At 67.5% G+C, this 23,106-nt stretch carries 23 protein-coding genes; 14 read left to right on the top strand and 9 right to left on the bottom strand.

Annotation, left to right across the window (positions count from 1 at the left end):
• Nucleotides 1-20: 20 nt before the first annotated feature.
• The 4 genes from L880_RS0121195 (at nucleotide 21) to L880_RS33055 (ending at nucleotide 4,156) form a co-directional block, all read left to right on the top strand.
• Nucleotides 21-2,279, top strand: coding sequence for a TonB-dependent receptor (locus L880_RS0121195; RefSeq protein ID WP_027477382.1), 2,259 nt, complete (start codon nucleotides 21-23; stop codon nucleotides 2,277-2,279).
• A gap of 108 nt (nucleotides 2,280-2,387) precedes the next feature.
• Nucleotides 2,388-3,038, top strand: a complete 651-nt coding sequence (locus tag L880_RS33060) for a MotA/TolQ/ExbB proton channel family protein (protein ID WP_043330169.1) — start codon at nucleotides 2,388-2,390, stop codon at nucleotides 3,036-3,038.
• Between the two features lie 6 nt (nucleotides 3,039-3,044).
• Complete coding sequence (locus tag L880_RS0121185; RefSeq protein ID WP_027477381.1) at nucleotides 3,045-3,440, top strand: ExbD/TolR family protein; 396 nt, start codon at nucleotides 3,045-3,047, stop codon at nucleotides 3,438-3,440.
• Entirely contained in the window at nucleotides 3,437-4,156 is a 720-nt protein-coding gene (locus L880_RS33055) for an energy transducer TonB (RefSeq protein ID WP_157463008.1), read from the top strand. The genes L880_RS0121185 and L880_RS33055 overlap by 4 nt, the downstream gene beginning before the upstream one ends.
• 19 nt (nucleotides 4,157-4,175) lie before the next feature.
• On the opposite strand, the gene L880_RS0121175 is transcribed toward L880_RS33055, so the two are convergent.
• Both L880_RS0121175 and L880_RS0121170 read right to left on the bottom strand, forming a co-directional pair.
• Entirely contained in the window at nucleotides 4,176-4,502 is a 327-nt protein-coding gene (locus L880_RS0121175; protein ID WP_019577852.1) for a hypothetical protein, read from the bottom strand.
• Between the two features lie 48 nt (nucleotides 4,503-4,550).
• Nucleotides 4,551-5,888, bottom strand: coding sequence for an ammonium transporter (locus tag L880_RS0121170; RefSeq protein ID WP_027477380.1), 1,338 nt, complete (start codon nucleotides 5,886-5,888; stop codon nucleotides 4,551-4,553).
• Nucleotides 5,889-6,220: 332 nt separating this feature from the next.
• Between L880_RS0121170 and L880_RS0121165 the strand changes: the two genes are divergently transcribed.
• Nucleotides 6,221-6,979, top strand: coding sequence for a sulfite exporter TauE/SafE family protein (locus L880_RS0121165; protein WP_027477379.1), 759 nt, complete (start codon nucleotides 6,221-6,223; stop codon nucleotides 6,977-6,979).
• 39 nt (nucleotides 6,980-7,018) lie between these two features.
• On the opposite strand, the gene mrdA is transcribed toward L880_RS0121165, so the two are convergent.
• The 4 genes from mrdA to L880_RS0121145 form a co-directional block, all read right to left on the bottom strand.
• On the bottom strand, nucleotides 7,019-9,001 hold the full coding sequence (gene mrdA, locus L880_RS0121160; RefSeq protein ID WP_027477378.1) for a penicillin-binding protein 2: 1,983 nt from the start codon (nucleotides 8,999-9,001) through the stop codon (nucleotides 7,019-7,021).
• Nucleotides 8,998-9,519, bottom strand: a complete 522-nt coding sequence (gene mreD / locus L880_RS0121155; protein ID WP_245615283.1) for a rod shape-determining protein MreD — start codon at nucleotides 9,517-9,519, stop codon at nucleotides 8,998-9,000. The genes mrdA and mreD overlap by 4 nt, the downstream gene beginning before the upstream one ends.
• On the bottom strand, nucleotides 9,516-10,433 hold the full coding sequence (mreC, locus tag L880_RS0121150; protein ID WP_027477376.1) for a rod shape-determining protein MreC: 918 nt from the start codon (nucleotides 10,431-10,433) through the stop codon (nucleotides 9,516-9,518). The genes mreD and mreC overlap by 4 nt, the downstream gene beginning before the upstream one ends.
• 83 nt (nucleotides 10,434-10,516) lie before the next feature.
• The gene (locus L880_RS0121145; protein WP_019577858.1) at nucleotides 10,517-11,560 is read right to left on the bottom strand and encodes a rod shape-determining protein; all 1,044 of its coding nucleotides are present in this window, start codon (nucleotides 11,558-11,560) and stop codon (nucleotides 10,517-10,519) included.
• Nucleotides 11,561-11,795: 235 nt separating this feature from the next.
• Between L880_RS0121145 and gatC the strand changes: the two genes are divergently transcribed.
• The 3 genes from gatC to gatB are packed head-to-tail and all read left to right on the top strand — an operon-like array spanning nucleotide 11,796 to nucleotide 15,058.
• Nucleotides 11,796-12,095, top strand: coding sequence for an Asp-tRNA(Asn)/Glu-tRNA(Gln) amidotransferase subunit GatC (gene gatC, locus L880_RS0121140; RefSeq protein WP_019577859.1), 300 nt, complete (start codon nucleotides 11,796-11,798; stop codon nucleotides 12,093-12,095).
• Between the two features lie 12 nt (nucleotides 12,096-12,107).
• Entirely contained in the window at nucleotides 12,108-13,601 is a 1,494-nt protein-coding gene (gene gatA / locus L880_RS0121135; RefSeq protein ID WP_027477375.1) for an Asp-tRNA(Asn)/Glu-tRNA(Gln) amidotransferase subunit GatA, read from the top strand.
• Nucleotides 13,602-13,603: 2 nt separating this feature from the next.
• The gene (gatB, locus tag L880_RS0121130; protein WP_027477374.1) at nucleotides 13,604-15,058 is read left to right on the top strand and encodes an Asp-tRNA(Asn)/Glu-tRNA(Gln) amidotransferase subunit GatB; all 1,455 of its coding nucleotides are present in this window, start codon (nucleotides 13,604-13,606) and stop codon (nucleotides 15,056-15,058) included.
• 39 nt (nucleotides 15,059-15,097) lie between these two features.
• On the opposite strand, the gene L880_RS0121125 is transcribed toward gatB, so the two are convergent.
• Together L880_RS0121125 and pyrE are read right to left on the bottom strand one after the other, a co-directional pair.
• A complete protein-coding gene (locus tag L880_RS0121125; RefSeq protein WP_027477373.1) occupies nucleotides 15,098-15,697 on the bottom strand; it encodes a DUF4124 domain-containing protein in 600 nt (199 codons plus the stop codon).
• A 27-nt stretch (nucleotides 15,698-15,724) separates the two neighbouring features.
• Nucleotides 15,725-16,423 (bottom strand): orotate phosphoribosyltransferase, encoded by a 699-nt coding sequence (gene pyrE / locus L880_RS0121120; RefSeq protein WP_027477372.1) that lies wholly within the window; start codon nucleotides 16,421-16,423, stop codon nucleotides 15,725-15,727.
• A gap of 10 nt (nucleotides 16,424-16,433) precedes the next feature.
• On the opposite strand from pyrE, the gene L880_RS0121115 reads away from it, so the two are divergent.
• Together L880_RS0121115 and L880_RS0121110 are read left to right on the top strand one after the other, a co-directional pair.
• The gene (locus L880_RS0121115) at nucleotides 16,434-17,222 is read left to right on the top strand and encodes an exodeoxyribonuclease III (RefSeq protein ID WP_027477371.1); all 789 of its coding nucleotides are present in this window, start codon (nucleotides 16,434-16,436) and stop codon (nucleotides 17,220-17,222) included.
• Nucleotides 17,223-17,340: 118 nt separating this feature from the next.
• Nucleotides 17,341-18,294, top strand: a complete 954-nt coding sequence (locus L880_RS0121110; protein WP_027477370.1) for a Tim44 domain-containing protein — start codon at nucleotides 17,341-17,343, stop codon at nucleotides 18,292-18,294.
• Between the two features lie 125 nt (nucleotides 18,295-18,419).
• Here L880_RS0121110 and L880_RS0121105 read toward each other — a convergent pair whose 3' ends face one another.
• Complete coding sequence (locus L880_RS0121105; protein ID WP_027477369.1) at nucleotides 18,420-19,304, bottom strand: LysR family transcriptional regulator; 885 nt, start codon at nucleotides 19,302-19,304, stop codon at nucleotides 18,420-18,422.
• A gap of 105 nt (nucleotides 19,305-19,409) precedes the next feature.
• Between L880_RS0121105 and L880_RS0121100 the strand changes: the two genes are divergently transcribed.
• From L880_RS0121100 to L880_RS0121085, 4 genes are all read left to right on the top strand, one after another.
• A complete protein-coding gene (locus L880_RS0121100; RefSeq protein WP_027477368.1) occupies nucleotides 19,410-19,751 on the top strand; it encodes a hypothetical protein in 342 nt (113 codons plus the stop codon).
• A 35-nt stretch (nucleotides 19,752-19,786) separates the two neighbouring features.
• Nucleotides 19,787-20,500 carry a Bax inhibitor-1/YccA family protein gene (locus L880_RS0121095; RefSeq protein ID WP_084461500.1) on the top strand — a complete coding sequence of 238 codons (714 nt, stop codon included), beginning with the start codon at nucleotides 19,787-19,789 and terminating at the stop codon, nucleotides 20,498-20,500.
• A 15-nt stretch (nucleotides 20,501-20,515) separates the two neighbouring features.
• Nucleotides 20,516-20,929, top strand: a complete 414-nt coding sequence (locus L880_RS0121090; RefSeq protein WP_027477366.1) for a hypothetical protein — start codon at nucleotides 20,516-20,518, stop codon at nucleotides 20,927-20,929.
• Between the two features lie 195 nt (nucleotides 20,930-21,124).
• Nucleotides 21,125-23,074 (top strand): GspE/PulE family protein, encoded by a 1,950-nt coding sequence (locus tag L880_RS0121085; RefSeq protein ID WP_027477365.1) that lies wholly within the window; start codon nucleotides 21,125-21,127, stop codon nucleotides 23,072-23,074.
• Nucleotides 23,075-23,106 lie beyond the last annotated feature (32 nt).

Genomic DNA, 23,106 nt, shown 5'->3' with positions numbered 1-23,106 from the left:
TTCGCAGAAGAATTCATAACATGTCCCACGTCTGTCCTTTCCCAACACGCACCCTGACGCGCCTGCTGTCGCTGGCCCTGATCTCCCTGGGGGCCTCGCAGGCCGCCCTGGCCGACACCGTTGACCTCGGCACCGTCGGCGGCAGCGGCGGCGCCGCCGCCACCCCGACCGTGAAAGCCGAACGCGGCACCGCCGCCTCGGTGGCCCCCACCCAGGCCAGCCTGAAGGCCACCCAGCCCCAGTCCATCATCTCGCGCGCCTTCATCGAAGACTCGACCCCGCCCACCGGCAACTTCAACACCATCACGGCCATCGCCCCCAGCGTGGCCTCGATGCCATCCACCAACGGCCCCGGCCTGGCCGACCAGAAGATGAGCCTGCGCGGCTTCCAGGACGGTGAGTACAACGTCACCTTCGACGGCATCCCCTTCGGCGACTCGAACGGCCCGACCCACCACTCGACCGCCTACTTCCCGGCCTCGGTGATCGGCGGCATGGTGATCGAACGCGGCCCGGGCAATGCCAGCAACATCGGCTATTCCACCTACGGCGGCAGCGTCAACCTGTTCTCCAAGACGCCGTCGGAAAAGCAGCAGGTGCAGGTGTATGGCTCGGTGGGTTCATGGGGCACGGTGCTGGAAGGCATTGCCTACGAAAGCGGCCGCATGGAGGGCAGCGATGCCACCCTGCAGCTCAATGCCCAGCACATGGGCGCCAAGGGCTACCTGACGCACAACGACCAGGTCAACAAGAACATCACCGCCAAGTACCAGCGCCCGGTGGGCGACAGCACGCTGCTGACGCTGTTCATGAGCCTGGCCGATGTGAAGACCAACACGCCGGACAACGCCACCGGCCCGACGCGCGCCCAGGTGAACGCCATGGGCATGAACTACAGCCTGAACGGCAACCCGCGCAGCCAGGGCTACTACGGCTACAACTACGCCGCCAAGCAGACCGACATGGAGTATGTGCGCCTGCAAAGCCGGCTGGCCTCGGGCTGGGAGATCGACAACAACGCCTACACCTACGCCTACACCAACAGCACCACGGCCGGCCAGGACCCGTCGCTGTACAACGGAACTGCCGACTCCAGCCTGAGCTTCACCAACCTGCTCAAGAAGCCGGTCACCCTGGCCAATGGCGATGTGCCGGGCTACTTCAAGCTCAACATGTACCGGGTCTGGGGTGATGTGTTCAAGGCCACGAAACAGTTTGACGCCGGCCTGCTGCGCACCGGCTTCTGGTACGAGGGCTCGCGCACCCAGCGCCACAACCTCGAGGCCGACCTGACCACCGGCCAGCAGTTGCCTGGCGCCAACGCCTCTTACCCGACCGGCGTGGTGACCTCGTCCAACTTTGCCGAGCAAAACTCGAACTGGCACCAGGTGCAGCCCTTTGCCGAATTCGAATGGGCCGCCGCCAAGGGCCTGACCGTGACCCCCGGCCTGAAGACCATGTGGTACCACATGGGCCTGAAGTCGGCCCTGAATCAGAAATCGCTGACCCCGCAGGACTACCAGTACACCTACCACGCCGTGCTGCCCTTCCTGACCGTGAACCAGCAGCTCGACGGCAGCAACTCGCTGTACGCCCAATACGCCAAGGGCATGCAGGTGCCTTTCCTGGGGGTGGGCTCGCCCAACAGCGCCGCCCCCGATCCGCAGACCACCACCAACTACCAGGTCGGTGCCGTGCACAAATCGGATGCGCTCACGCTGTCGGGTGACATCTACTACATCACGGTCAACAACCTGCAGCTCAACACCGGCACCAGCGCCAACCCGAACTACATCAACGCCGGCGGCGCCATCTACAAGGGCATCGAAGGCGAGGCCACCTACATGATCGGCCAGGGCCTGGCCGCCTACGGCAACGTGGGCGTCAACAGCGCCAAGTACAAGGCCGGCAATGCGGCCAACGGCCAGCCCACCGGGGATGTGCCCAACGCCCCCAACGTGACCACCGCCCTGGGCGCGCTCTACAACATCGGCCCCTGGAACGCCTCGCTGATCTTCAAGCGCATCGGCGAGCAGTACAACGCCAAGCTGGGCGGCAAGCTCAACCACATCGACAACACCGACCTGAACGTGGCCTACACCTTCAAGAACGTGGGCGCGTTGATGGGCGCCAAGGCCCTGAAGCTGCAGTTCAGCGTCTTCAACCTGACCAACAAGCAGAACCTGGTTGCCGTGAGCGGCCCGCTGAGCAGCGCCTCCACCCAGTACCAGTGGCAGGCACCGCGCAGCTACATGCTGTCGGCCCGCGCCGACTTCTGAGCCGCGGAGCCCCCGGCCCCACGGACCTCCACCCGCCGACCGGGGCCAGCCATGCTGGCCCCGTCTGCCTTCCGAGCCCCCCCACTGACAACCCAGCCCGAGCCTGACATGACCCCCTCCAAACTCTTTGAATTGGCCAACGCCTCCGGCGGCACCCTGTACCTGATGGGCCTGCTGCTGCTGATCGCCCTGACCGTGATCATCGAACGCAGCCGCCACCTGCTGAACATGCAGCAAGCCGGCGTCGACCTGATGAATGCGCTGCGCGAGGACCCGGCCCTGCAGGCACCCGCCACCCAGGTGCTGCTGAAAAAGCATGCCGACCAGCCGCATGTGCGGGTGATCCGCAGCCTGGACAACGAGCCGGCCGATTCGTCCACCGAAACCGCCGCCGGCCACGTCGAAGAATCGCTGATGCACGAGGTGCCGCTGCTGGACCGTTCGCTGTGGGTGCTGGACACGGTCATCACCCTGGCCCCGCTGCTGGGCCTGTTCGGCACCATCGTGGGCATGTTCCGCGCCTTCTCGGTGCTGGACGACGTGCAGAACGGGGCCAGCCAGGTCACAGGCGGCATTGCCGAAGCCCTGATTGCCACCGCCTGCGGCCTGTTCATCGCCATGCTGGGCCTGATCTTCTTCAACTGGCTGAGCACCCGGGTGCGGGTGATCGTGCACCAGCTCGAAACCCTCAAGATCATGCTGCTGAACCGCCGCCGTCCTCAGCCTGCGCAGCAGCCCTCGCACCTGAAGGCCGTGTGAGCTGCCATGCGTTACTTCGAAACCAAGAAAGCCCGCATCGAGATCATTCCGATGATCGACATCATGCTGTTCCTGCTGGTCTTCTTTGCCATGATGACCCTGAAGATGATCCCCACCTCGGGCCACGTCAGCAAGCTGCCCACCAGCAGCACGGCCACGGCCATGCCCTCGCCCAAACTGCTGGTCGAGGTGCATGAGGACGGCTCGCTGCACGTGGACGGGCAAAGCCTGCCGGCGCCTCAGCTGACCGCCCTGGTCAAGCAGCGCGACGCCGCCCACCTGGCCGTCACCATCGCCGGCGGCGAGCACGTCAACCTGCAGCAGCTGATGGGCGCCATCGACGCCGTGCGCCTGGGCGGCGCCACCCAGATCGGCCTGGCGGCCCGCACCGTGCAGCCATGAGCAGCCTGTCCGCCGCCCGGCCATCCGCCATGCCGCTGCCCGCACACACCCCACTTTGGCAGTCCTTCGGCGCAGCGCTGACCCTGGAAGCTGCGGCCGTGGCCGGTCTGCTGGTCTGGCTGAGCCTGCACCCGGCCGAGCCACCGCTGCGCGTGCTGCCGCTGCAGATCGAGGCGGCCCCTGCGCCCACGCCCCAGGCACCGCCAACACCGCCGGTGAGCAAGCCGCCCCCACCGGTGCCGGCGCCCCAGCCCGTGCAGCGCGCGCCTCGCCCTGCCGCCGCCCCGGCCGCAGCGCCGGTGCCGGCGCCCCCGCTGCCGGTGAGCAGCGCCCCCAGCGAGGTGGCCGCCGCCCCCCCGGTGCAGGCCGCAGCGCCCGTGGCAGCGGCCGCACCACCGGCGCCGCCGCCCCCTCCACCGCCCGCCGGCCCGGTGGGGCCTTCGCCCGAGTACATCGCCAAGGTGCGGGCCGCCGTGCAGGCCGCCTTCATCTACCCACCGGCGGCCGTGGCCGCGGACTTCCATGGACGCACCCGGGTGGCCTTCACGCTGCGCGGCACCACCCCGACCAACGCCCGGGTGCTGGTGGGCAGCGGCATGGGCCTGGTGGACCGCGCCGCGCTGCAATCGGTGCAGTCGGCCAGCTACCCGCCGCCGCCGCCCGACATGAAGATGGCCGAAGCGCAGTTCGAGGTGTGGGTGGAGTTCAAGCCCTGACCCCACCCGGGGGCCGGGCTCAGCGCAGGCCGCCGATGTAGCGCGGGGCCTCCGGGTCGGGCGGGCTGGCCGGGGTGGCGGCGCGCAGGCCCACCCGCGCCAGCGCCTGCTCACGCGCCGACACGGCCGCCGCTGGCCGGGGGTTCCAGGCCTGCTCCAGCTTGTCGGCCCACTCGGCCAGGTCGGCGTGCGCACCCTCCTGGGCTGCACTGCGCGCCACCCGCACCATTTCAGCCGCATAGTCGGCATTGATGGCCATCCACTCGGTATCCGTCACCCGGCCGGCCTTGCGACGCAGCAAGACATGCAGGTGGGCCGCGATGGCCAACTTTTCACTGGCAAGCATGAGCGGTTCTCCAGACAAATTGCATCGAGCACATCTTGCGCCAGGGCCTCATGCCCCCAGGTGCTCGCGGTGCTGGGCCACGTCCAGGCCGCCTTGTTCGCTGGCCTCGTCCACGCGCAGGCCGACCAGCACACGGGTCAGCCCCAGCACCACCCAGGTCATCACCAGGCTGTAGCCCAGCACGGCCACGGCACCCAGGGCCTGCACCACCAGTTGCCCCTTGGCACCGCCCACCACCGGGTTGGCCAGCAGGCCCGTCATCAGACAGCCCACCAGGCCCCCGATGCCATGCACGCCAAAGACGTCCAGCGAGTCATCGGCGCGCAGCAGGCGCTTGAGGCCGGTGGCGCCCCAATAGCAGGCCAGCCCGGCCACCGCGCCGATCAGCACGGCCGAGGCGGGCGTCACATAGCCGGATGCCGGCGTGATGGCCACCAGCCCCGCCACCACCCCGGAGCACAAGCCCAGCAGCGAAGGGCGACGCCGGCGCACCCATTCCCCCAGCATCCAGGCCAGGGCACCGGCACTGGCGGCCAGGTGGGTCACCAACATGGCCAGGCCGGCCCGACCGTCGGCGGCCAGCGCCGAGCCGGCATTGAAGCCGAACCAGCCCACCCACAAGAGGCCGGTGCCGACCATGGTCAGGGCCAGGCTGTAGGGTTCAAAGGGTTCGCGCCCGTAGCCCAGGCGCGGCCCCAGCACATAGGCACACACCAGGCCTGCTGCACCGGCATTGATGTGCACCACGGTGCCGCCGGCAAAATCCAGCGTCCCGAGTTGCGCCATCCAGCCGCCAGGCTCCCAGGCCCAGTGCGCCACCGGGGCATACACCAGCAGCGACCACAGGCCGGCAAACCACAACAGGGCGGAAAAGCGCATGCGCTCGACCAGCGCGCCCACGATCAGGGCCGGCGTGATGACGGCAAAGGTCAGCTGGAACATGGCGAACACCGACTCGGGCACATGCGGCGCCAGATGGCTGACCGCGACCTGGGCGCTGTCTTTCACGTAGTCCATGCCCGCAAAGCCGGCCCGCGCCAGGCTGCCCAGCCAGGGGGTGCCCGGCGTGAAGGCCAGCGAATAGCCCAGGCCCAGCCACAACAGGCTGACCAGCGCTGCCACGGCCAGCACGCTGGCCATGGTGTTGATCACGTTCTTGCGACGCACCATGCCGGCATAGAACAAGGCCAGGCCCGGCAGGGTCATGAGCAGCACCAGGCCGGTGGCACTCAGCATCCAGGCCGTGTCGGCCGGGTTCAGACTGGCTTCGGGCACCAGGCCCGGGCGGGTGATTGCCACCGCCGACTCGGCCGCTACGGTACTGGCCAGACAGGCCATGCCCACCACCCAAAACGCCTTGCCGTATCCCAACACTCTTGCGCGCATCCTGCCTCCAGGGGTTTTTCTGGCGCACAAGGTGCATGACTCATGCCAGGGGCCGGCCGGGGCCTCCAGCACGAAAGGGGGCAGGGAAACCCCCAATGCACCGAAATGGTCCAAAGTTATACATTTCATGCACTCGCGACGGGCACCCAGTGACCTGTCATGGCGGGGGATCGAGGAGACAAACCTTCAAAACAACCAGAACATCATCTGGACGGTGCTCAAAGAAGCTGCCGCAACCTGACAAAGGCGCCCATCCGGGCGCCTTTTTTATTGGCTGATCGGCCGATCACTGCCTCCTGGCGGGCCCAGCGGGCAATGCGACAATCCGCCGAATGGACTTCTTTCTTGTATCGCTGGCCTCTCTGCTGGCTGGATTCATCGATTCGATCGTCGGCGGCGGCGGCCTGGTTCTGGTCCCGGCCCTGTTTGCCATCTACCCCACCACCCCACCTGCCACCCTTTTCGGCATCAACAAGAGCGCCTCGATCTGGGGCACGGGCATCGCCACCTGGCAGTACCAGCGCCGCGTGAGCCTGCGCTGGCCCACGCTGCTGCCGGCTGCGGCTGCGGGTTTTGCCGGGGCTTTTGCCGGTGCCTGGGCCGTGACCCAGATCTCGCCCGAGTTTCTGCGCCGCCTGCTGCCCCTGATCCTGATCGGTGTGCTGATCTACACCCTGGCCCGCAAGGAACTGGGGCGCCACCATGCGCCGCGCTTTTCGGGCGGGCATGAGACCGCCGCGATCAGCCTGATCGGGCTGGTGATCGGCTTCTACGACGGCTTCTTCGGCCCCGGCACGGGCAGCTTCTTTGTCTTCCTGCTGGTGCGCTGGCTGGGCTACGACTTTCTGAACGCCTCGGCCAATGCCAAGCTGCTGAACACCGCCACCAACCTGGCCGCGCTGATCCTGTTCAGCCTCAAGGGCCATGTGTGGTGGCACTATGCGCTGCCGCTGGCCGCCGCCAACGTGCTGGGCAGCGTGCTGGGCACGCGGCTGGCCCTCAAGCACGGGGCCGGCTTTGTGCGCGGCGTGTTCATCGCCGTGGTGTCGGCCCTGATCCTGAAAACAGGCTACGACGCCTTCCTGCGCTGAAGCCGGCGGGTCAACGCCCGCACCCGCCAGACCGGCTCGTCAATGGTTGGCGCCGCGGGCCGGCAGCTGGCCCTGCGACAGATCAGGCAAGCCGGGCACCTCAGACACCTTGCGCGGGGTGCCCACCGGGGTCTGGGCCTGGCCGGCCTGCACCGCGGCCAGGTCCTGCTCGCTGGGGTATTGCTGCATCAGCCAGTAGTCGAACACCCGGCGCGCGATCGGCGCCGCTGCAGCCCCCCCCCAACCCGCGTTCTCGACCACCATGGCCAGGGCGATCTGCGGGTCCTGGGCCGGGGCGAAGGCCATGTACAAGGCGTGGTCGCGGTAACGCTCGGACAGCTTGGCGGCGTCGTACTTCTCGTTTTGCTTGACCGTCACCACCTGGGCGGTGCCCGTCTTGCCGGCCGCCACATAGCCGGCGCCGCGGAAGGCCGTGGCCCCGGTGCCCTCGGTGTTCACGCCCACCAGGGCATTGCGGATGACGGCGATGTTGGCGGGTTTGGCGGTCAGCTCGGCCTTGATTTCCTGCAGCGTGTCCTGCGACTGGCGGGTCACCACATCGGTCACCTGGCGCACCAGGTGCGGCTTCATCTTGACGCCGTTGTTGGCCAGCACACCGGTGGCCGTGGCCAGTTGCAGCATGGTGAAGTTGTTGTAGCCCTGGCCGATGCCCAGCGAGATGGTCTCGCCCGAGTACCAGCGCTTCTGCTCGGGGCGCTTGTAGGCATTGCGCTTCCACTCGGTCGAGGGCAGGATGCCGCGCACCTCGCCAAAGATGTCGATGCCGGTGAGCGCGCCGAAGCCGAACTTCTGCATCTCGTCATGGATCAGGTCCACGCCCATGTCGTTGGCCAGCATGTAGTAGTAGGTATCGCACGACTGCACGATCGACTTGTACATGTCCACCGTGCCGTGACCGCCTTCCTTGTCGTCGCGGAAGCGGTGGTTGCCGAACATGAAATAGCCCGGGTCGAAGATGGTCTGCTGGGGGGTGCGCTTGCCCGTCTCCAGGGCGGCCAGCGCCATGAAGGGCTTGTAGGTGGAGCCCGGCGGGTAGGTGCCGCGCAGGGCCCGGTTCAGCAGGGGCTTGTCGGGTGATTCGTTGAGGGCGGCCCAGTTCTCCTGATCGATGCCATCAACAAACAGATTGGGGTCGAAGGTGGGCTTGCTGACAAAGGCCAGCACCTCGCCGGTCTTGGGGTCCAGCGCCACCAGGGCGCCACGGCGGTCGCCGAACAGGTCTTCCACCAGCTTCTGCAGCTTGATGTCGATCGACAGCATCACGGTGTTGCCCGGGGTGGCGGGGTGGCTGGCCAGGCGCCGCACGGCGCGGCCGCCGGCCGAGGTTTCCATCTGCTCGACGCCGGTGATGCCGTGCAGCTGGCGCTCGAAGCTCTGCTCCACGCCCAGCTTGCCGATGTACTCGGTGCCGCGGTAGTTGGCCTCGTCGTCCGAATCCTGGATGTCTTCCTTTTCCTTCTGGTTGACGCGGCCGATGTAGCCGATCACATGGCTGGCCAGCGGCCCATAGGGGTAGTTGCGGAACAAGCGGGCCTTGATCTCGACCCCCGGAAAACGAAAGCGCTGGGCGGCAAAGCGGGCCACCTCTTCATCAGACAGCCGGGTGCGGATGGGCAGCGACTCGAAGCTCTTGGACTCTTCGACCAGCTTCTTGAAGCGGCGCCGGTCGCGCGCCTGGATGTCGACCACCGTGGCCAGGCCATCGATCACCTCGTCCAGCGGACCGGCCTTGGAGGGCGTGATCTCCAGCGTGTAGGCCGAGTAGTTGGTGGCCAGCACCACGCCGTTGCGGTCCACGATCAGGCCGCGGTTGGGCACGATGGGCACCACCGCGGTGCGGTTGTTCTCAGCCTGTTCGGCCAGGTCCTCGTGGCGCACCACCTGCAGGTAGATCAGGCGGGCCACCAGCAAGGAAAAACAGATCAGCACCACCACACCCGCCGCCACCACGCGGGTGCGGAAGCGCCACAGGTCGGCCTCGACGTTGCGCAGCTCGGTCATAGCGGCCGGTTTTCATCGCGATCCGGCGGCCGGCGTTGCGGCGCCAGCAGCACCCAGGAGGCCAGCGGCCACAGCAAAGCCTCCAGCGTGCCTGCCAGCAGGAACCAGAAACCCGGGAAGATGCCGCCCAGCAGCACCCGCAGGGCCAACTCGACCAGGTGCGCCCCCAGGAACAGGGGCAGCAGCTGCAGCGCCTGCGAGGGCACGCTGAACCACAGCAGGCGACGCTGCATCTGCATGGCCAGGTAACTCAGGCCGGCATAGACCAGGGCATGCTGGCCCAGCAGCGCCGACTGGTGCACATCCATCACCAGGCCCAGCACAAAGCCCGCGCCGATGCCCACCCGCTGGGGTTGGTGCACCGACCAGAACATCAGCAGCAGCAGCAACACATCGGGCATGCCCGGCATGCGGCCCAGCGGCAGCAGGTTGACCAGCAGGCCCACCACCACCGAAGCCCAGATGAAGACCGGATTGGCCGGCAGCAACAGCTGCTGGCCGCTGGCTTTGCCCATCATTTGCGGCCTCCCTTGCGCTGCGGCGCGGCGGGTTCGGGTTGCGGACGTGGCGGCACCTGGTCGCCCAGGGGGCTCAGCACCATCACGTGGCGCGAGGCCATGACCAGGCCCAGGGGCACGCAATGGATGCGCGCAAAAGCCGAGTCGGCCCGGCGCTCGACCTTGTCGACCCGGGCCACCGGCAGGCCCGGCGGGTAGACGCCGTCGACCCCGCTGGTGGACAGCAGGTCGCCGGCCTGCACGTCGGCATTGGCGGGCATGTAGCGCAGCTCCAGGCCGCCGCCGTTGGCGATCGGGTCGCCGTAGGCCACGCTGCGGGCGCCGGTGCGGGTGTTGAGCACGGGGATGGCGAAATCACGGTCGATCACCAGGGTGACCTCGGCCAGCAGCGGATCGACCCGCGTCACCTGGCCCAGCACGCCGGCCTCGTCTATGACGGGCGAGCCCAGCGCCACGCCCTTGATCTGCCCGCGGTCGATGATGACGCGCCGGGTGTAGGGGTCGGGCGCGTCGTACAGCACCTCGGCCGCCTGGGCCTCGGACTTGAAGCGCTCGCGCAGCGCCAGCAGCTCGCGCAGGCGGGTGTTCTCCTGCAGCAGCTGCTCGACCTGGTTGGCGCGCTGCGACTGCTGGGCCAGCTTGTGGCGGGCTTCTTCCTCGACCATCTGGGCCGAGTGCAAGGATTCAAAGTACTCGGCCGCCGACTGACCCGCACGCACCGGTTGCAGGGCCACCCATTGCAGCGGGTACAGCGCCGTGTCGACCGCCGCCCGCAGGGGGTGGGTCAGGTGAAAGCGCGCATCGGCCACCATCAGGAACACCGACAGGGCACTGAAGAACAACAGCCGGGTCAGCGGCGTTGGCCCTTGCCGGAAAAGCGACGGCGCGTTGCGGTCCAGGGTTCCCAGAGGCATGTTCGGCTAGACCCAGGTGTCACCAGAATCGCAAAAAGCCGGCCGCCTTGCTGACGAACCGGCTTGATGCGGACATGGTGGTGTTATTCGCTCGTGAAGATGCTGCCCAGACGGTCCATGCGCTCCAGCGCGATGCCGCAACCGCGCACCACGCAGGTCAGCGGGTCTTCGGCGACCAGCACCGGCAGACCGGTTTCCTCGGCCAGCAGGCGGTCCAGGTCGCGCAGCAGGGCGCCACCACCGGTCAGCATCATGCCGCGGTCGGCGATGTCGGCGCCCAGTTCGGGCGGGGTCTGTTCCAGCGCGTTCTTGACGGCCGAGACGATCTGGTTGAGCGGGTCGGTCAGCGCCTCCAGCACTTCGTTGCTGGAGATGGTGAAGCTGCGCGGCACGCCTTCGCTGAGGTTGCGGCCCTTGACTTCCATCTCGCGCACCTCGGAGCCCGGGAAGGCCGAGCCGATCTGCTTCTTGATGGCTTCGGCGGTGGGCTCGCCGATCAGCATGCCGTAGTTGCGGCGGATGTAGTTGATGATGGCCTCGTCGAACTTGTCGCCGCCCACGCGGACCGAGCCCTTGTAGACCATGCCACCCAGTGAGATCACGCCGACTTCGGTGGTGCCGCCACCGATGTCGACCACCATCGAGCCACTGGCTTCGGACACCGGCAGGCCGGCACCGATGCCGGCGGCCATGGGCTCTTCAATCAGGTACACCGCAGTGGCGCCGGCGGCCTCGGCGGCGTCCTTGATGGCGCGGCGCTCGACCTGGGTGGAACCGCAGGGCACGCAGATGATGATGCGCGGGCTGGGGGCCAGCAAAGTGCGCGGGTGCACCATCTTGATGAACTGCTTGATCATCTGCTCGGTGATCACGAAATCGGCGATCACGCCGTCTTTCATGGGGCGGATGGCCTCGATGTTGCCGGGCACCTTGCCCAGCATGGCCTTGGCCTCGCGGCCCACGGCCTGGATGACTTTCTTGCCGTGCGGGCCGCCTTCATGGCGGATGGCGACCACGGAGGGTTCGTCCAGCACGATGCCCTTGTCGCGGGCAAAAATCAGGGTGTTGGCAGTGCCAAGGTCAATGGCGAGGTCGGTGGAGAAATACCGACGGAAGGCTCCAAACATTCAAAATCCTCTCAGGCACGGCATGCGCTTCGGCCCACCGTCGCCTCAATTTTCGGGGTCAGTTACAGGGTCACCAGGGGTCAAAATGAGCGGTTTTTAGCTCAATTACCAGCACTTTGGGGGGTAACGCGACAAAGACGGGATAATACCCGATCCCCTGTGAATAACTTCCTCCGATCCCCTCGGAACACCGCTGCGACAGCGGCTTTTTTCAGATACCACCCGCTCAAACTCTATGGCCCTCACCTCTCAGGACATAGCCCGGATCGCCAACCTGGCCCGGCTGGAACTTCAACCCGCCGAAAGCGAGCGCATGCTCACCCAGCTCAATGGCTTCTTTGACATCGTCGAAAAGATGCGCGCTGTCGACACCACCGGTCTGGAGCCGCTGGCCCACCCGGTGGCCGCCATCCAGGAGGTGGCCCTGCGTCTGCGCGACGACATCGCCAGCGAGCCCAACCAGCGCGAGGCCAACCAGCAAAGCGCGCCCGCCGTGGAGCGGGGCCTGTTCCTGGTGCCCAAGGTGATCGAGTAAGGAATCGTTCGAATGACCTCCCCTGCATTGCACGACCTCAGCGTGGCCGAACTGGCCCGCCAACTCCAGAAACGTGAAGTCTCCGCCGTCGAAGCGGCCCAGCACTTTCTCGGCCGCATCCAGGCCGCCCCTGAACTCGGGGCTTTCGTCGCCCTGAACGAAGAAGCCACCCTGGCCCAGGCCCGTGCCGCCGACGAGCGCATTGCGGCCGGCCAGGCACGCGCCCTGGACGGTGTGCCGATCGCACACAAAGATATATTTGTTACAAAAAACTTCCCCAGCACCGCCGGTTCCAAGATGCTGGCCGGCTACCAGTCGCCCTTTGACGCCACCGTGGTGACACGCCTGGCCGAGGCCGGTGCGGTGACCCTGGGCAAGCTCAACTGTGACGAGTTCGCCATGGGCTCGGCCAACGAGAACTCGGCCATCGCTCCACTGGGCTTCGAGCAGCCCGCCCCGGTGCGCAACCCCTGGGACAGCAGCCGCGTGCCCGGCGGCTCGTCGGGCGGCAGCGCTGCGGCCGTGGCGGCGCGCCTGGCCCCGGCCGTGACCGGCACCGACACCGGCGGCTCGATCCGCCAGCCCGCCAGTTTTTGCGGCATCACCGGCATCAAGCCCACCTATGGCCGCGCCTCGCGCTACGGCATGATCGCCTTCGCCTCCAGCCTGGACCAGGCCGGCCCCATGGCCCGCAGCGCCGAAGACTGCGCCTTGCTGCTGTCGGCGATCTGCGGCCCCGACCCGGACCGCGACTCGACCTCGCTCGACGTGCCGGCCGAAGACTTCTCGCGCGGTCTGAACGACTCGATCGAAGGCCTGCGCATCGGTGTGCCGGCCGAGTTCTTCGGCGAAGGCCTGGCCCCTGATGTGCGCGCCGCCGTCGATGGCGCCCTGAAAGAGTACGAAAAGCTGGGCGCCACCCTGGTGCCCATCAGCCTGCCGCGCACCGAGCTGTCGATCCCGGTCTACTACATCATTGCCCCGGCCGAGGCCAGCTCCAACCTGAGCCGCTTTGACGGCGTGAAGTTCGGCCACCGTGCCAAGGACTACGGCGACCTGACCGACATGTACAAGAAGACCCGCGCCGAAGGCTTTGGCGACGAGGTCAAGCGCCGCATCATGATCGGCGCCTATGTGCTGTCGCACGGTTACTACGACGCCTACTACCTGCAGGCGCAGAAGATCCGCCGCATGATCGCCGACGACTTCCAGCAGGCCTTCAAAAGCTGCGACGTGATCGCCGGCCCGGTGGCCCCCACCGTGGCCTGGAAGCTGGGCGAGAAATCGGCCGACCCGGTGGCCAACTACCTGGCCGACATCTTCACGCTGCCCGGCTCGCTGGCCGGTCTGCCCGGCATGAGCCTGCCCGCCGGCTTCGGCGAAGGCGGCATGCCCGTGGGCCTGCAGCTGATCGGCAACTACTTCGGTGAATCCCGCCTGCTGAATGCGGCCCACCGCTTCCAGCAAGCCACTGACTTCCACCTCCGCCGTCCGCAAGGCATCTGAACATGAGCAGCAGCCAACCCAAACTCGTGCAAGGCTACGAAGTCGTGATCGGCTTCGAGACCCACGCCCAGCTCTCCACCCAGAGCAAGATCTTCAGCCGTGCGCCCACCGCCTTCGGCGCCGAACCCAACACCCAGGCCTGCGCCGTGGACCTGGCCCTGCCCGGCACGCTGCCGGTGATGAACAAGGGCGCGGTCGAACGCGCCATCGAATTCGGCCTGGCGATTGGCTCGCACATCTCGCCCAAGAGCATCTTTGCGCGCAAGAACTACTTCTACCCCGACCTGCCCAAGGGCTACCAGATCAGCCAGTTCGAGATCCCGGTGGTGGTGGGCGGCCAGGTGGAGTTCTTCCTCGGTGACGAGAAGAAGACCGTGCGCCTGGTGCGCGCCCACCTCGAAGAAGACGCCGGCAAGTCGCTGCACGAAGACTTCATCGGCCAGTCGGGCATCGACCTGAACCGCGCCGGCACGCCGCTGCTCGAAATCGTCACCGAGCCCGACATCCGCTCCAGCGACGAAGCCGTGGCCTACGCCAAAGAGCTGCACAAGATCGTCACCTGGATCGGCATCTGCGACGGCAACATGCAAGAAGGCAGCTTCCGCTGCGATGCGAACGTGTCGGTGCGCAAGCCCGGCCAGCCCCTGGGCACCCGCCGCGAGATCAAGAACCTGAACAGCTTCAAGTTCATGCAGCAGGCCATCGACTACGAGGTGCGCTGGCAGATCGACCAGATCGAGGACGGCCACGCCATCCAGCAGGCCACCGTGCTGTTCGACCCCGACACCGGTGAGACCCGTGCCATGCGCACCAAGGAAGACGCGGCCGACTACCGCTACTTCCCCGACCCCGACCTGCCCCCGCTGGTGATTGCCGACGAATGGGTGCAGCGCGTGAAGGCGGCCATGACCGAGCTGCCGCGCACCATGGCGGCCCGCTTCGTGGCCGACTACGGCCTGCCCGAGTACGACGCCACCACCCTGACCCAGAGCAAGGCCATGGCGGCCTACTTTGAGGCCGCAGCCCAAGCCAGCGGCCAGGCCAAGCTGGTCAGCAACTGGGTGATGGGCGAGTTGTCGCGCCGCCTCAACAGCGGCGAGGCCAGCATCGAGACCGCCCCCGTGAGCGCGGCCCAACTGGCGGTGCTGGTGAGCCGCATTGCCGACGGCACCATCTCCAACAATGCGGGCAAGCAGGTGTTCGAAGCCTTGTGGTCAGGCGAAGCCAGCGAGGTGGATGCCGTGATCGAAGCCAAGGGCCTCAAGCAGATGAACGACTCGGGCGCGCTCGAGAAGATCATCGACGAGGTGATCGCCGCCAACGCCGACAACGTGGCGCAGTACAAGGCCGGCAAGGAGAAGGCCTTCAACGCCCTGGTCGGCCAGGTGATGAAGGCCAGCAAGGGCAAGGCCAACCCAGGCCAGGTCAACGAACTGCTCAAGAGCAAGCTGGCCTGAGGCCGGTGCCCGCCTGGGCCCCCGTGGCCCGGGCCGCGCTCAGCGCGCGCCGCTCCAGAGCTGGCCCAGGCGCTGCAGCTCACGGTCAAAGCGCTGGTTGATGCGCTTTTTCTCCTGCCCCTGCTCGTCGATGAAGCGCAACTGCGCCTGTTCGGCCGCCAGGTTGTCCTGCTGCCGCATGCGCAGCGCCAGCGGGGCCTTGGCCGGGTCGCGGCGGTAGAACTCGAACTCGGTGTCGATGGCCTTGCGCTGGGCCTTCAGGTCTTCGATGCGGCGCTGCGCCAGCAGCACCACTTCATCGACTTGCTTGAGGGCCTCACCACGCTCCGAGTCGTGTGAGGCGCGATTGGGGTAACGGGCCAGCAGGGCCCGGTCACGCCGCTTTTCCTCGGCGACGCGCGCCTGCTCTTCGGCGGCCTGGCGCTGACGGGCCTCTTCGGCGGCGCGTTCCTCGGCCGTCTGGCTGGGTGCGATCTGGCGCTTGACGGTGCCGCTGGGATTGAGCTCGCGCTGTTCGCGGTCCAGGCATTCGGGGATCGGCCGATCCGCCGTGATGCGGCGGCCCTTGGCGTCCACGCAGGTGTAGATGGCTTGGGCATGGGCAAGCTGAAGTCCGCCCTGGACAGCCAGCAAGCCCATCACGGCCCAAACCCTTATCGTCACTCTTTACCCTTCATCCACCCCATAGCGTTGGCGGTAGGCCAGAACACGCTCGTGATCCGCCGCCGAACCACCCTGCCCGGTTTGTTGAAGATACTGTAACAAGTCCGCCAGCCTGGCAACGGCACAAACCTGCAAACCCAGCCGATCCCGGACATATTGCACAGCGCTGTAGGGCACATCCTGCCCGTTTTCAGTGGCTTTCTCCTGCCGATCCAGTGCCAGGGCCACGGCATGGGGCTGAGCGCCCGCGGCCTGGATGATGGCGATCGACTCGCGCGCGGCCGTGCCGGCGGACATCACATCGTCCACGATCAGCACCCGGCCCTTCAGCGGAGCGCCCACCAGGGTGCCACCTTCACCGTGGTCCTTGGCCTCTTTGCGGTTGTAGGCAAAGGGCACGTTGCGCCCCAGGCGCGCCAGCTCGATGGCCACCGCTGCGGCCAGCGGAATGCCCTTGTAGGCCGGGCCGAAAATCATGTCGAACTCGATGCCGCTGTCCAGGATCCGTTTTGCATAGAATTCCGCCAGCCGGCCCAGCTTGGCGCCGTCGTCAAACAGCCCGGCATTGAAAAAATAAGGGCTCAGGCGGCCTGCCTTGGTCTTGAATTCACCGAAGCGCAGCACCCCTGCATCCACCGCAAACTGCACAAAATCCTGGGCCAACGGGTCTTGTCCAGACCCTTGCACGCTCTCAACCACCATGGGGAATTCCTTGTTCAAATTAACCAGCCTCAATCTCAACGGCATCCGCTCGGCCACCACCAAGGGCGTCGAAGCCTGGATTGCGGCCACGCAGCCGGATTGTATTTGCGTGCAGGAGATCAAGGCCCAGGCCCCCGACCTGGCCGGCCGCTTCGAAGAACTGGCCAGCCTCAAGGGCCACTTCCACCTGGCCGAGAAAAAAGGCTACTCAGGCGTGGGCGTCTACACCCGCCATGAACCCAGCGATGTGGTGGTGGGTTTTGATGGCGGCGAGTTCGACGCCGAAGGCCGCTATGTCGAGCTGCGCTTTGACACCCCGACGCGCAAGTTCTCGGTCATCAGCAGCTACTTTCCCAGCGGCTCTTCGGGCGAGGAGCGCCAGCAGGCCAAGTTCCGCTTCCTGGCCCTGATGCACCCGCACCTGATGGCCCTGAAGCAGCAGCGCGACTTCGTGCTGTGCGGCGACATCAACATCGCCCACCAGCAGGCCGACCTGAAGAACTGGAAGGGCAACCAGAAGAACAGCGGCTTCCTGCCCGAAGAGCGCGCCTGGATGACCCAGCTGCTGGCCGACGGCCTGGTCGACGTCTACCGCCGCCTGCAGCCCGACACCACCGACGCCTGCTACACCTGGTGGAGCAACCGCGGCCAGGCCTACGCCAAGAACGTGGGCTGGCGGCTGGACTACCACCTGGCCACCCCCGCCATCGCCGAAACCGCCCGCACCGAGGCCATCTACAAAGGCGAGAAGTTCAGCGACCATGCACCGATCACGGTGGAATACGAGCTGGCACTCTGACGCCGCAGCGGCTCTGACTCAGGTTTTTTGAGAGTGTGGGTCCACTAAACCCCGCTTTTTCTTGAGATTCTTCCTGCTTACCCTGCGTCCAGGATCATTTTTCATCCAGGAGCTGACCATGAAGAAACTCTTAACCGCACTGGCCGTGGTGCTGTCGCTGGGCCTGGCGACCGCCTCCATGGACGCCGAGGCCGCCAAACGCATGGGCGGCGGCAAGTCCGTCGGCACCCAACGCGAGGCGGTGCAGAACAAAGCCCCGTCCAGCCCGGCCACCCAGGCCAGCCCCAACGCCGCACCTGCGGCGCCGGCTCCCGCCGCAGGCACGGCCGCCGCGCGCAAACCTTCTTGGGCGGGGCCGCTGGCCGGCCTGGCCGCCGGCCTGGGCATCGCCGCCCTGGCTTCGCATTTCGGCTTTGGCGAGCAACTGGCCTCGATGCTGATGATGGGCCTGCTGGCCGTCGCCGTCATGGCCGTGATCGGCTTCTTCCTGCGCCGGCGCGGCCAGGCGGCCGGCAACGCCAGCTCGGCGCCCGGGCTCACGCCTGCCGCCATCGGCGCGGGCGCGCCCTACGCCACCGCGCCCCAGGCCACGCAGCCGGAAAACGCCTACAAGGTCGCGCCACCCTCGAACCCTCTGGGCACCGGCTCGGGCTCGCTGATCGGCTCGGCCCTGCAGCCGGCCACCCCAAGCACCGCGTGGCCGGCCGACTTCGACCGGGCGGGCTTTGAACACCATGCGAAGGCCAACTTCGTGCGACTTCAGGCGGCCTATGACAGCGGCCAGATTGAAGCCCTGCGCGAGTTCACCACGCCGGAGCTGCTGGTCCAACTGCAGCAGGAGCTGGTCGAGCGCGGCCCGGCCCCGCAGCGCGGCGAGGTGCTGCAACTCCAGGCCCAGGTGCTTGACGTGGCACAGGAGGCCCAGCGCTACCTCGTGAGCGTGCGCTTCACCGGCTTCATCCGCTACGGCGCGGGCATCGACGACGAGGTGTTCGACGAGATCTGGAACCTCGGCAAGCCTCTCACCGGTGCCGGAGGCTGGGTGCTGGTCGGAATCCAGCAGGCCGACTGAACGGATCGGTGCCGTCAGGCCTGGCCCTGACGGGTCCGGGCATCCGGCCTGGCGATCCGGCACAAAGACAGAACCCGGGCGATGCCCGGGTTCTGTCGTTTCGGGGCGGCCTCCGCGCCCGCCCCTCAGGCAGCAGCCTGCAGCAGACGCTGCACGATGGGGTGCTGCACCTTGCGCTCGGTGCCGATGGCATAGAAATGCTCGGTCACCCCCTCGCAAGGGCCGATGCGGCGCACCGGGTAGTGGGCCTGCAGATCCTCATGGGCCAGCTCCGAGGCCGGGAACACGCCCATGCCGCTGGCGCCGAAGGTCTTCAGCAAGGCGCTGTCCTCGAACTCACCAACCACCCGGGGGCGCACCCCCTGCTGCTCGAACCAGGCATCCAGCCGCGCCCGCAAGGCGGTGTGGCCCGTGGGCAGCAGCACCGGCACATCGGCCAGGCTGGCCGGAAAGCGCCTGCTGCAGGACTCGGCCATGGCCGCCGTGCCATACCAGGCGATCGACGAGGTGCCCATGGGGTGGCTGTAGAGCTTGATGTTCGGGTTGACGGGGGCCGGCCGGTCGGACAGCACCACGTCGAGCCGGTGCAGCGCCAGCTCACCCAGCAGGTCGTCGAGCTCGCCTTCGTGACACAGCAGGCGCAGGTGCGTGACCTCCATGATCGGGTTCAGGAGGCTGCGCACCACCAGCTTGGACAGCCCGTCGCAAATCCCCACGGCCAGCCGCACCATGGGCGCGCTGACCGCATCGCGCACCCGCATGGGCAGGCTCTCGCCAAGCTGGAAGATCTGGTCCGCCTGCTGCATGGCGGCGATGCCTGCATCGGTCAGCACCAGGCCCCGCCCGGCGGGCTTGAGCAGCGCATAGCCGAGCGAACGCTCCAGCTCCCGGACCTGGGCACTGATGGTCTGCACCGCCATGCCCAGACGCTCGGCCGCCTTGGAGATGCCGCCCTCCTTGGCCACCACCCAGAAGTAGTACAGGTGCTTGTAATTGAACGAGGCGCTCATGGGATGAATTCAGTATTTTTAGGACATTCGATGCGAAATTATCTGCTTTTACTGAAGCCTTGCGCCCCCTATCTTCGAGTCTCCATTCACTCACTGGAGATCGTCATGCAGGTCATTTTCGAATCACGCCACCCCGACGGCAGCGAGCTGCGCGAGCAGGCCGTGGCACGCGTGAGATTCGCCATGCGCCGCCTCAGCGCCCTGGTGCCACGGGCCAAGGTGCAGCTCTCCGACATCAACGGCCCCCGGGGCGGGGTGGACAAGCGCTGCCAACTGGCCCTGAGCACGGTGGGCGCCGGCGAACTCGTCATCACCACCCTGGCCCCGGACTGGCGCACGGCGCTGGACCTGTCGCTGGGCCGCGCCCTGCGCACGCTCAAGCGCGCCTTGCGCCGCCAGCAAAGGCCGGCCCGCCCCCGCCGGGCCAGTCTGCTCACCGAACGTTGAAACCCGCGCCTTCATCGGCCCACAGGAGCTTCACCATGACCCCCTCACACCCCGATCCGTCCACATCCGGCCAGGGCCGACCCATCGCCACCTGGCCCGTGTCCGAGGCGCGCCCCGCGCTGGCCCCCGCGGCGCAGCGCGTGCTGCGCAACACCTACGCCCTGCTGGCCATGACGCTGCTGCTGAGCGCAGCGGTGGCGGTGCTTAGCCTGGCGCTGCAACTGCCGGGCCCCGGGCCGCTGCTCGGCCTGGCGATCAGCCTGGGGCTTCTGTGGGCCGTGCACCGTCTGCAACACAGCGCCTGGGCCCTGCCGGCCGTCTTCGCTCTGACCGGGTTCATGGGCTACTCCCTGGGGCCCTTGTTGACCCGCTCCCTGGCCCTGCCCGGTGGCACCGAGGCGGTGGCGCTGGCCTTGGCCAGCACTGGCGCAACATTTCTGGCGCTGTCGTCCTATGTGCTGTTGACGCGGCGCGACTTCGGCTTTCTGGGCGGCTTTCTGACGGCCGGCCTGCTCATCGCGCTGCTGGCCGGGGTGGCCGCCCTGCTGCTGCAGATCCCGGCCCTGGCGCTGACGGTCTCGGTCGGCGTCGCCCTGCTCTCGGCGGCCCTGATCCTGTACGAGACCAGCCGCATCGTCCACGGCGGCGAGACCAACTACGTGCTGGCCACCGTGGGTCTGTATGTCTCGCTCTTCAATCTGTTCACCAGCCTGCTCAGCCTGTTCGGCCTGGGTGGCTCCGACGACTGAGCCGGGGAGCAGAGCATGCGCACCTACCCTCACAACAGCCCGCACGCAGCGGCTCGCATCGTCGCACTGACCCTGATCGCCGACCGGGACCTGAGCCCGCCCGAGTTCGAATCGCTCGAACGCCTGGCGGTGCACCAGCAACTCGGCCTGTGCCCGCAAGCCCTGCACGAGGTGCTGGACAGCCTGTGCGTCGATCTGCAGGCCAGCCGGCAACTGCGCTGGGAGCACGACTGCCCGGTCGACGAGTGCACCCTGCAGACCCTGATGGACGAGCTGACCGACCCGGCCCTGCGCCGTCGCGTGCTGGGCCTGTGCATCCAGTTGCCCGAGGCCGACCACCGTGTGGCCCCGGGCGAATCCCTGGTGCTGGCGGCAGCGGCCGAACAGTGGGGCCTGCACGCCCCCCCACTGACCTGGTCGTCCTCATGAGCCCGACCGCCGCCGAACGCCCCAGGCCCTGGCTTGATCAGGATCAAGAATGAGCGCCAGTTCGGCCCTTACGATGCCTCACGCGACGACCCTGTGAAAAGCGGGGTCCAGGGAAGACGCGACACAGCAGCCGGACTCACGCCAGAAGGAGCCGCTGCCCCCGGGACTGATCCCTCATTTCGTCCAGCGCCTTTCATGTCATCCCTGCCCGCCAACGCCGTCAATCCGCCCCTGCGCCCAGCCACCAGCCGCGAACTCTGGGACGGGCTGCATGCCCACCACCCCACCCTGAGCCGAGCCCGGCACCTGGGTGAAGCCCTGCAGCAAAGTGGGCTGGTGGGGCGCGCCACCATCGAGAGTGCACTGGCCCACCAGCAGAAGCAGCGGCGCAATGCGCCCCCAGGCGAAGCCCACGACAAGACCCTGCTCGGCCAGATCCTGGTGCGCAACGGCATCCTGAGCGAAGCCCAGTTGCAGGCCGCCATCGCCGCCTGGCTGGGCGACCCGGTGATCGACCCGCGCCAACTCTCCCCCGACCCCAGCGCGCTGGCCCTGGTGCCGCGCCATGTGGCCGAGCGCGAATCGGTGCTGCCGCTGCTGCTCGAAGACGAGGTGCTGGTGCTGCTGATGGCCGACCCCTGGGACCAGCGATTGCTCGATGAGCTGCGCTTCCTGACCCAGCACCGCCTGCTGCCGGCCCTGGCCGCGCCCGGCACGCTGCAGCCCACCATCGCCCGCTTCTACCCGCGCCAGACCAGCCCCACCCCACCGACCCTGGCCGACGCGCCCAAGGTGCTCAATGCCCACGCCCTGGCCAGCGAACTGGCGCCCAGCAGCGATGCCGAAGCCCACGCCGATGCCGACCAGGTCAACGAGTCGGACAACACGCTGGTGCGCCTGATCAACACCTTGATCAGCGAGGCCCAGGCCCACCGGGCCTCCGACATCCACATCGAGATGCAGCCGGCACCGGCGCCGGTGCGCATCCGGCTGCGCGTGGATGGCCGCCTGCTCAACTACCTGGAAGTGCCCTGCCACTGGCGCTTTGCCCTGGTCACCCGGCTCAAGATCATGGCCGGGCTGGACATCTCGGAACACCGCAAGCCCCAGGACGGCAAGATCGACTTCTCGCGCTTCGGCAACTCGCGCCTGGAGATGCGCATGGTCACCGTGCCCACCTCGCAGGGCCTGGAGGACGTGGTGCTGCGCCTGCTGGGCAGCCACCGCCCGTTGCCCCTGGACAGCATCGGCCTGAACCCCGCCAACCTGCAGGCGCTGCGCGCCATGGCCCAGAAAAGCTACGGCCTGATCCTGGTCTGCGGCCCCACGGGCAGCGGCAAGACCACCACCCTGCACTCGCTGATCCGCGACATCAACACCGAGGACCGCAAGATCTGGACGGCCGAAGACCCGGTCGAGATCACCCAGGAGGGCCTGCGCCAGGTGCAGATCAACCCGCGCATCGGCTGGACCTTTGCCGCCGCCATGCGCACCTTTTTGCGCGCCGACCCCGACGTCATCATGATCGGCGAGATGCGCGACGAGGAGACGGCCCGCATCGCGGTGGAAGCCTCGCTCACCGGCCACCTGGTGCTGTCCACCCTGCACACCAACTCGGCCCCCGAGAGCGTGGGCCGGCTGCTGGAGATCGGGCTCGACCCGTTCAACTTCTCGGATTCGCTGCTGGCCATCCTGGCCCAGCGCCTGGTGCGCCAACTCTGCCCGCACTGCCGCGAGGCGCAGCCCGCCACCGCCGAGGCACTGCAAGCCCTGGCCCGCCAGTACCTGCTCAGCGCCAGTGACGGCACGGCCCAACCCAGCGAGCAAGAGGTGCAGCGACAGATCACCCACTGGCAGCACAGGCATGGTCAGGGCCCGCAAGGCCAAGGCCTGATGCTGTACCGCGCCCACGAAGCCGGCTGCCCGCACTGCGAGCACCACGGCTACCTGGGACGCCTGGGCCTGCACGAGCTGATGCTGAGCAGCGACGCCATCCGCAGCCAGATCCGCCACCGCGCCAGCGGCAGCGAGCTGCGCCAGAGCGCCCTGGCCGCCGGCATGAAAACCCTGCGCCAGGACGGCATCGAGAAGATGCTGCAAGGCCTGACCGACCTGAACGAGGTGCTGGCGGCCACCAATCTGTAAACACCGCCCAGCGCTGCGGTTCATGCCTGCCG

The organism is Curvibacter gracilis ATCC BAA-807 (assembly GCF_000518645.1).
Lineage (GTDB): Bacteria > Pseudomonadota > Gammaproteobacteria > Burkholderiales > Burkholderiaceae_C > Curvibacter > Curvibacter gracilis.
This window is presented reverse-complemented; position numbering and strand designations above follow the sequence as displayed.

Bases quoted from the DNA above. Each gene is read 5' to 3' on its own strand.
- gatC (WP_019577859.1), top strand. From the start codon at position 11,796: ATGGCCCTCACCTCTCAGGACATAGCCCGGATCGCCAACCTGGCCCGG.
- L880_RS0121090 (WP_027477366.1), top strand. From the start codon at position 20,516: ATGCGCACCTACCCTCACAACAGCCCGCACGCAGCGGCTCGCATCGTC.
- L880_RS0121185 (WP_027477381.1), top strand. From the start codon at position 3,045: ATGCGTTACTTCGAAACCAAGAAAGCCCGCATCGAGATCATTCCGATG.
- gatA (WP_027477375.1), top strand. From the start codon at position 12,108: ATGACCTCCCCTGCATTGCACGACCTCAGCGTGGCCGAACTGGCCCGC.
- L880_RS33055 (WP_157463008.1), top strand. From the start codon at position 3,437: ATGAGCAGCCTGTCCGCCGCCCGGCCATCCGCCATGCCGCTGCCCGCA.
- L880_RS0121100 (WP_027477368.1), top strand. From the start codon at position 19,410: ATGCAGGTCATTTTCGAATCACGCCACCCCGACGGCAGCGAGCTGCGC.
- L880_RS0121105 (WP_027477369.1), bottom strand. From the start codon at position 19,304: ATGAGCGCCTCGTTCAATTACAAGCACCTGTACTACTTCTGGGTGGTG.
- gatB (WP_027477374.1), top strand. From the start codon at position 13,604: ATGAGCAGCAGCCAACCCAAACTCGTGCAAGGCTACGAAGTCGTGATC.
- L880_RS0121170 (WP_027477380.1), bottom strand. From the start codon at position 5,888: ATGCGCGCAAGAGTGTTGGGATACGGCAAGGCGTTTTGGGTGGTGGGC.
- L880_RS0121110 (WP_027477370.1), top strand. From the start codon at position 17,341: ATGAAGAAACTCTTAACCGCACTGGCCGTGGTGCTGTCGCTGGGCCTG.
- L880_RS0121145 (WP_019577858.1), bottom strand. From the start codon at position 11,560: ATGTTTGGAGCCTTCCGTCGGTATTTCTCCACCGACCTCGCCATTGAC.
- pyrE (WP_027477372.1), bottom strand. From the start codon at position 16,423: ATGGTGGTTGAGAGCGTGCAAGGGTCTGGACAAGACCCGTTGGCCCAG.
- L880_RS33060 (WP_043330169.1), top strand. From the start codon at position 2,388: ATGACCCCCTCCAAACTCTTTGAATTGGCCAACGCCTCCGGCGGCACC.
- L880_RS0121085 (WP_027477365.1), top strand. From the start codon at position 21,125: ATGTCATCCCTGCCCGCCAACGCCGTCAATCCGCCCCTGCGCCCAGCC.
- mrdA (WP_027477378.1), bottom strand. From the start codon at position 9,001: ATGACCGAGCTGCGCAACGTCGAGGCCGACCTGTGGCGCTTCCGCACC.
- mreD (WP_245615283.1), bottom strand. From the start codon at position 9,519: ATGATGGGCAAAGCCAGCGGCCAGCAGCTGTTGCTGCCGGCCAATCCG.
- L880_RS0121195 (WP_027477382.1), top strand. From the start codon at position 21: ATGTCCCACGTCTGTCCTTTCCCAACACGCACCCTGACGCGCCTGCTG.
- L880_RS0121165 (WP_027477379.1), top strand. From the start codon at position 6,221: ATGGACTTCTTTCTTGTATCGCTGGCCTCTCTGCTGGCTGGATTCATC.
- L880_RS0121175 (WP_019577852.1), bottom strand. From the start codon at position 4,502: ATGCTTGCCAGTGAAAAGTTGGCCATCGCGGCCCACCTGCATGTCTTG.
- L880_RS0121095 (WP_084461500.1), top strand. From the start codon at position 19,787: ATGACCCCCTCACACCCCGATCCGTCCACATCCGGCCAGGGCCGACCC.
- mreC (WP_027477376.1), bottom strand. From the start codon at position 10,433: ATGCCTCTGGGAACCCTGGACCGCAACGCGCCGTCGCTTTTCCGGCAA.
- L880_RS0121125 (WP_027477373.1), bottom strand. From the start codon at position 15,697: ATGGGCTTGCTGGCTGTCCAGGGCGGACTTCAGCTTGCCCATGCCCAA.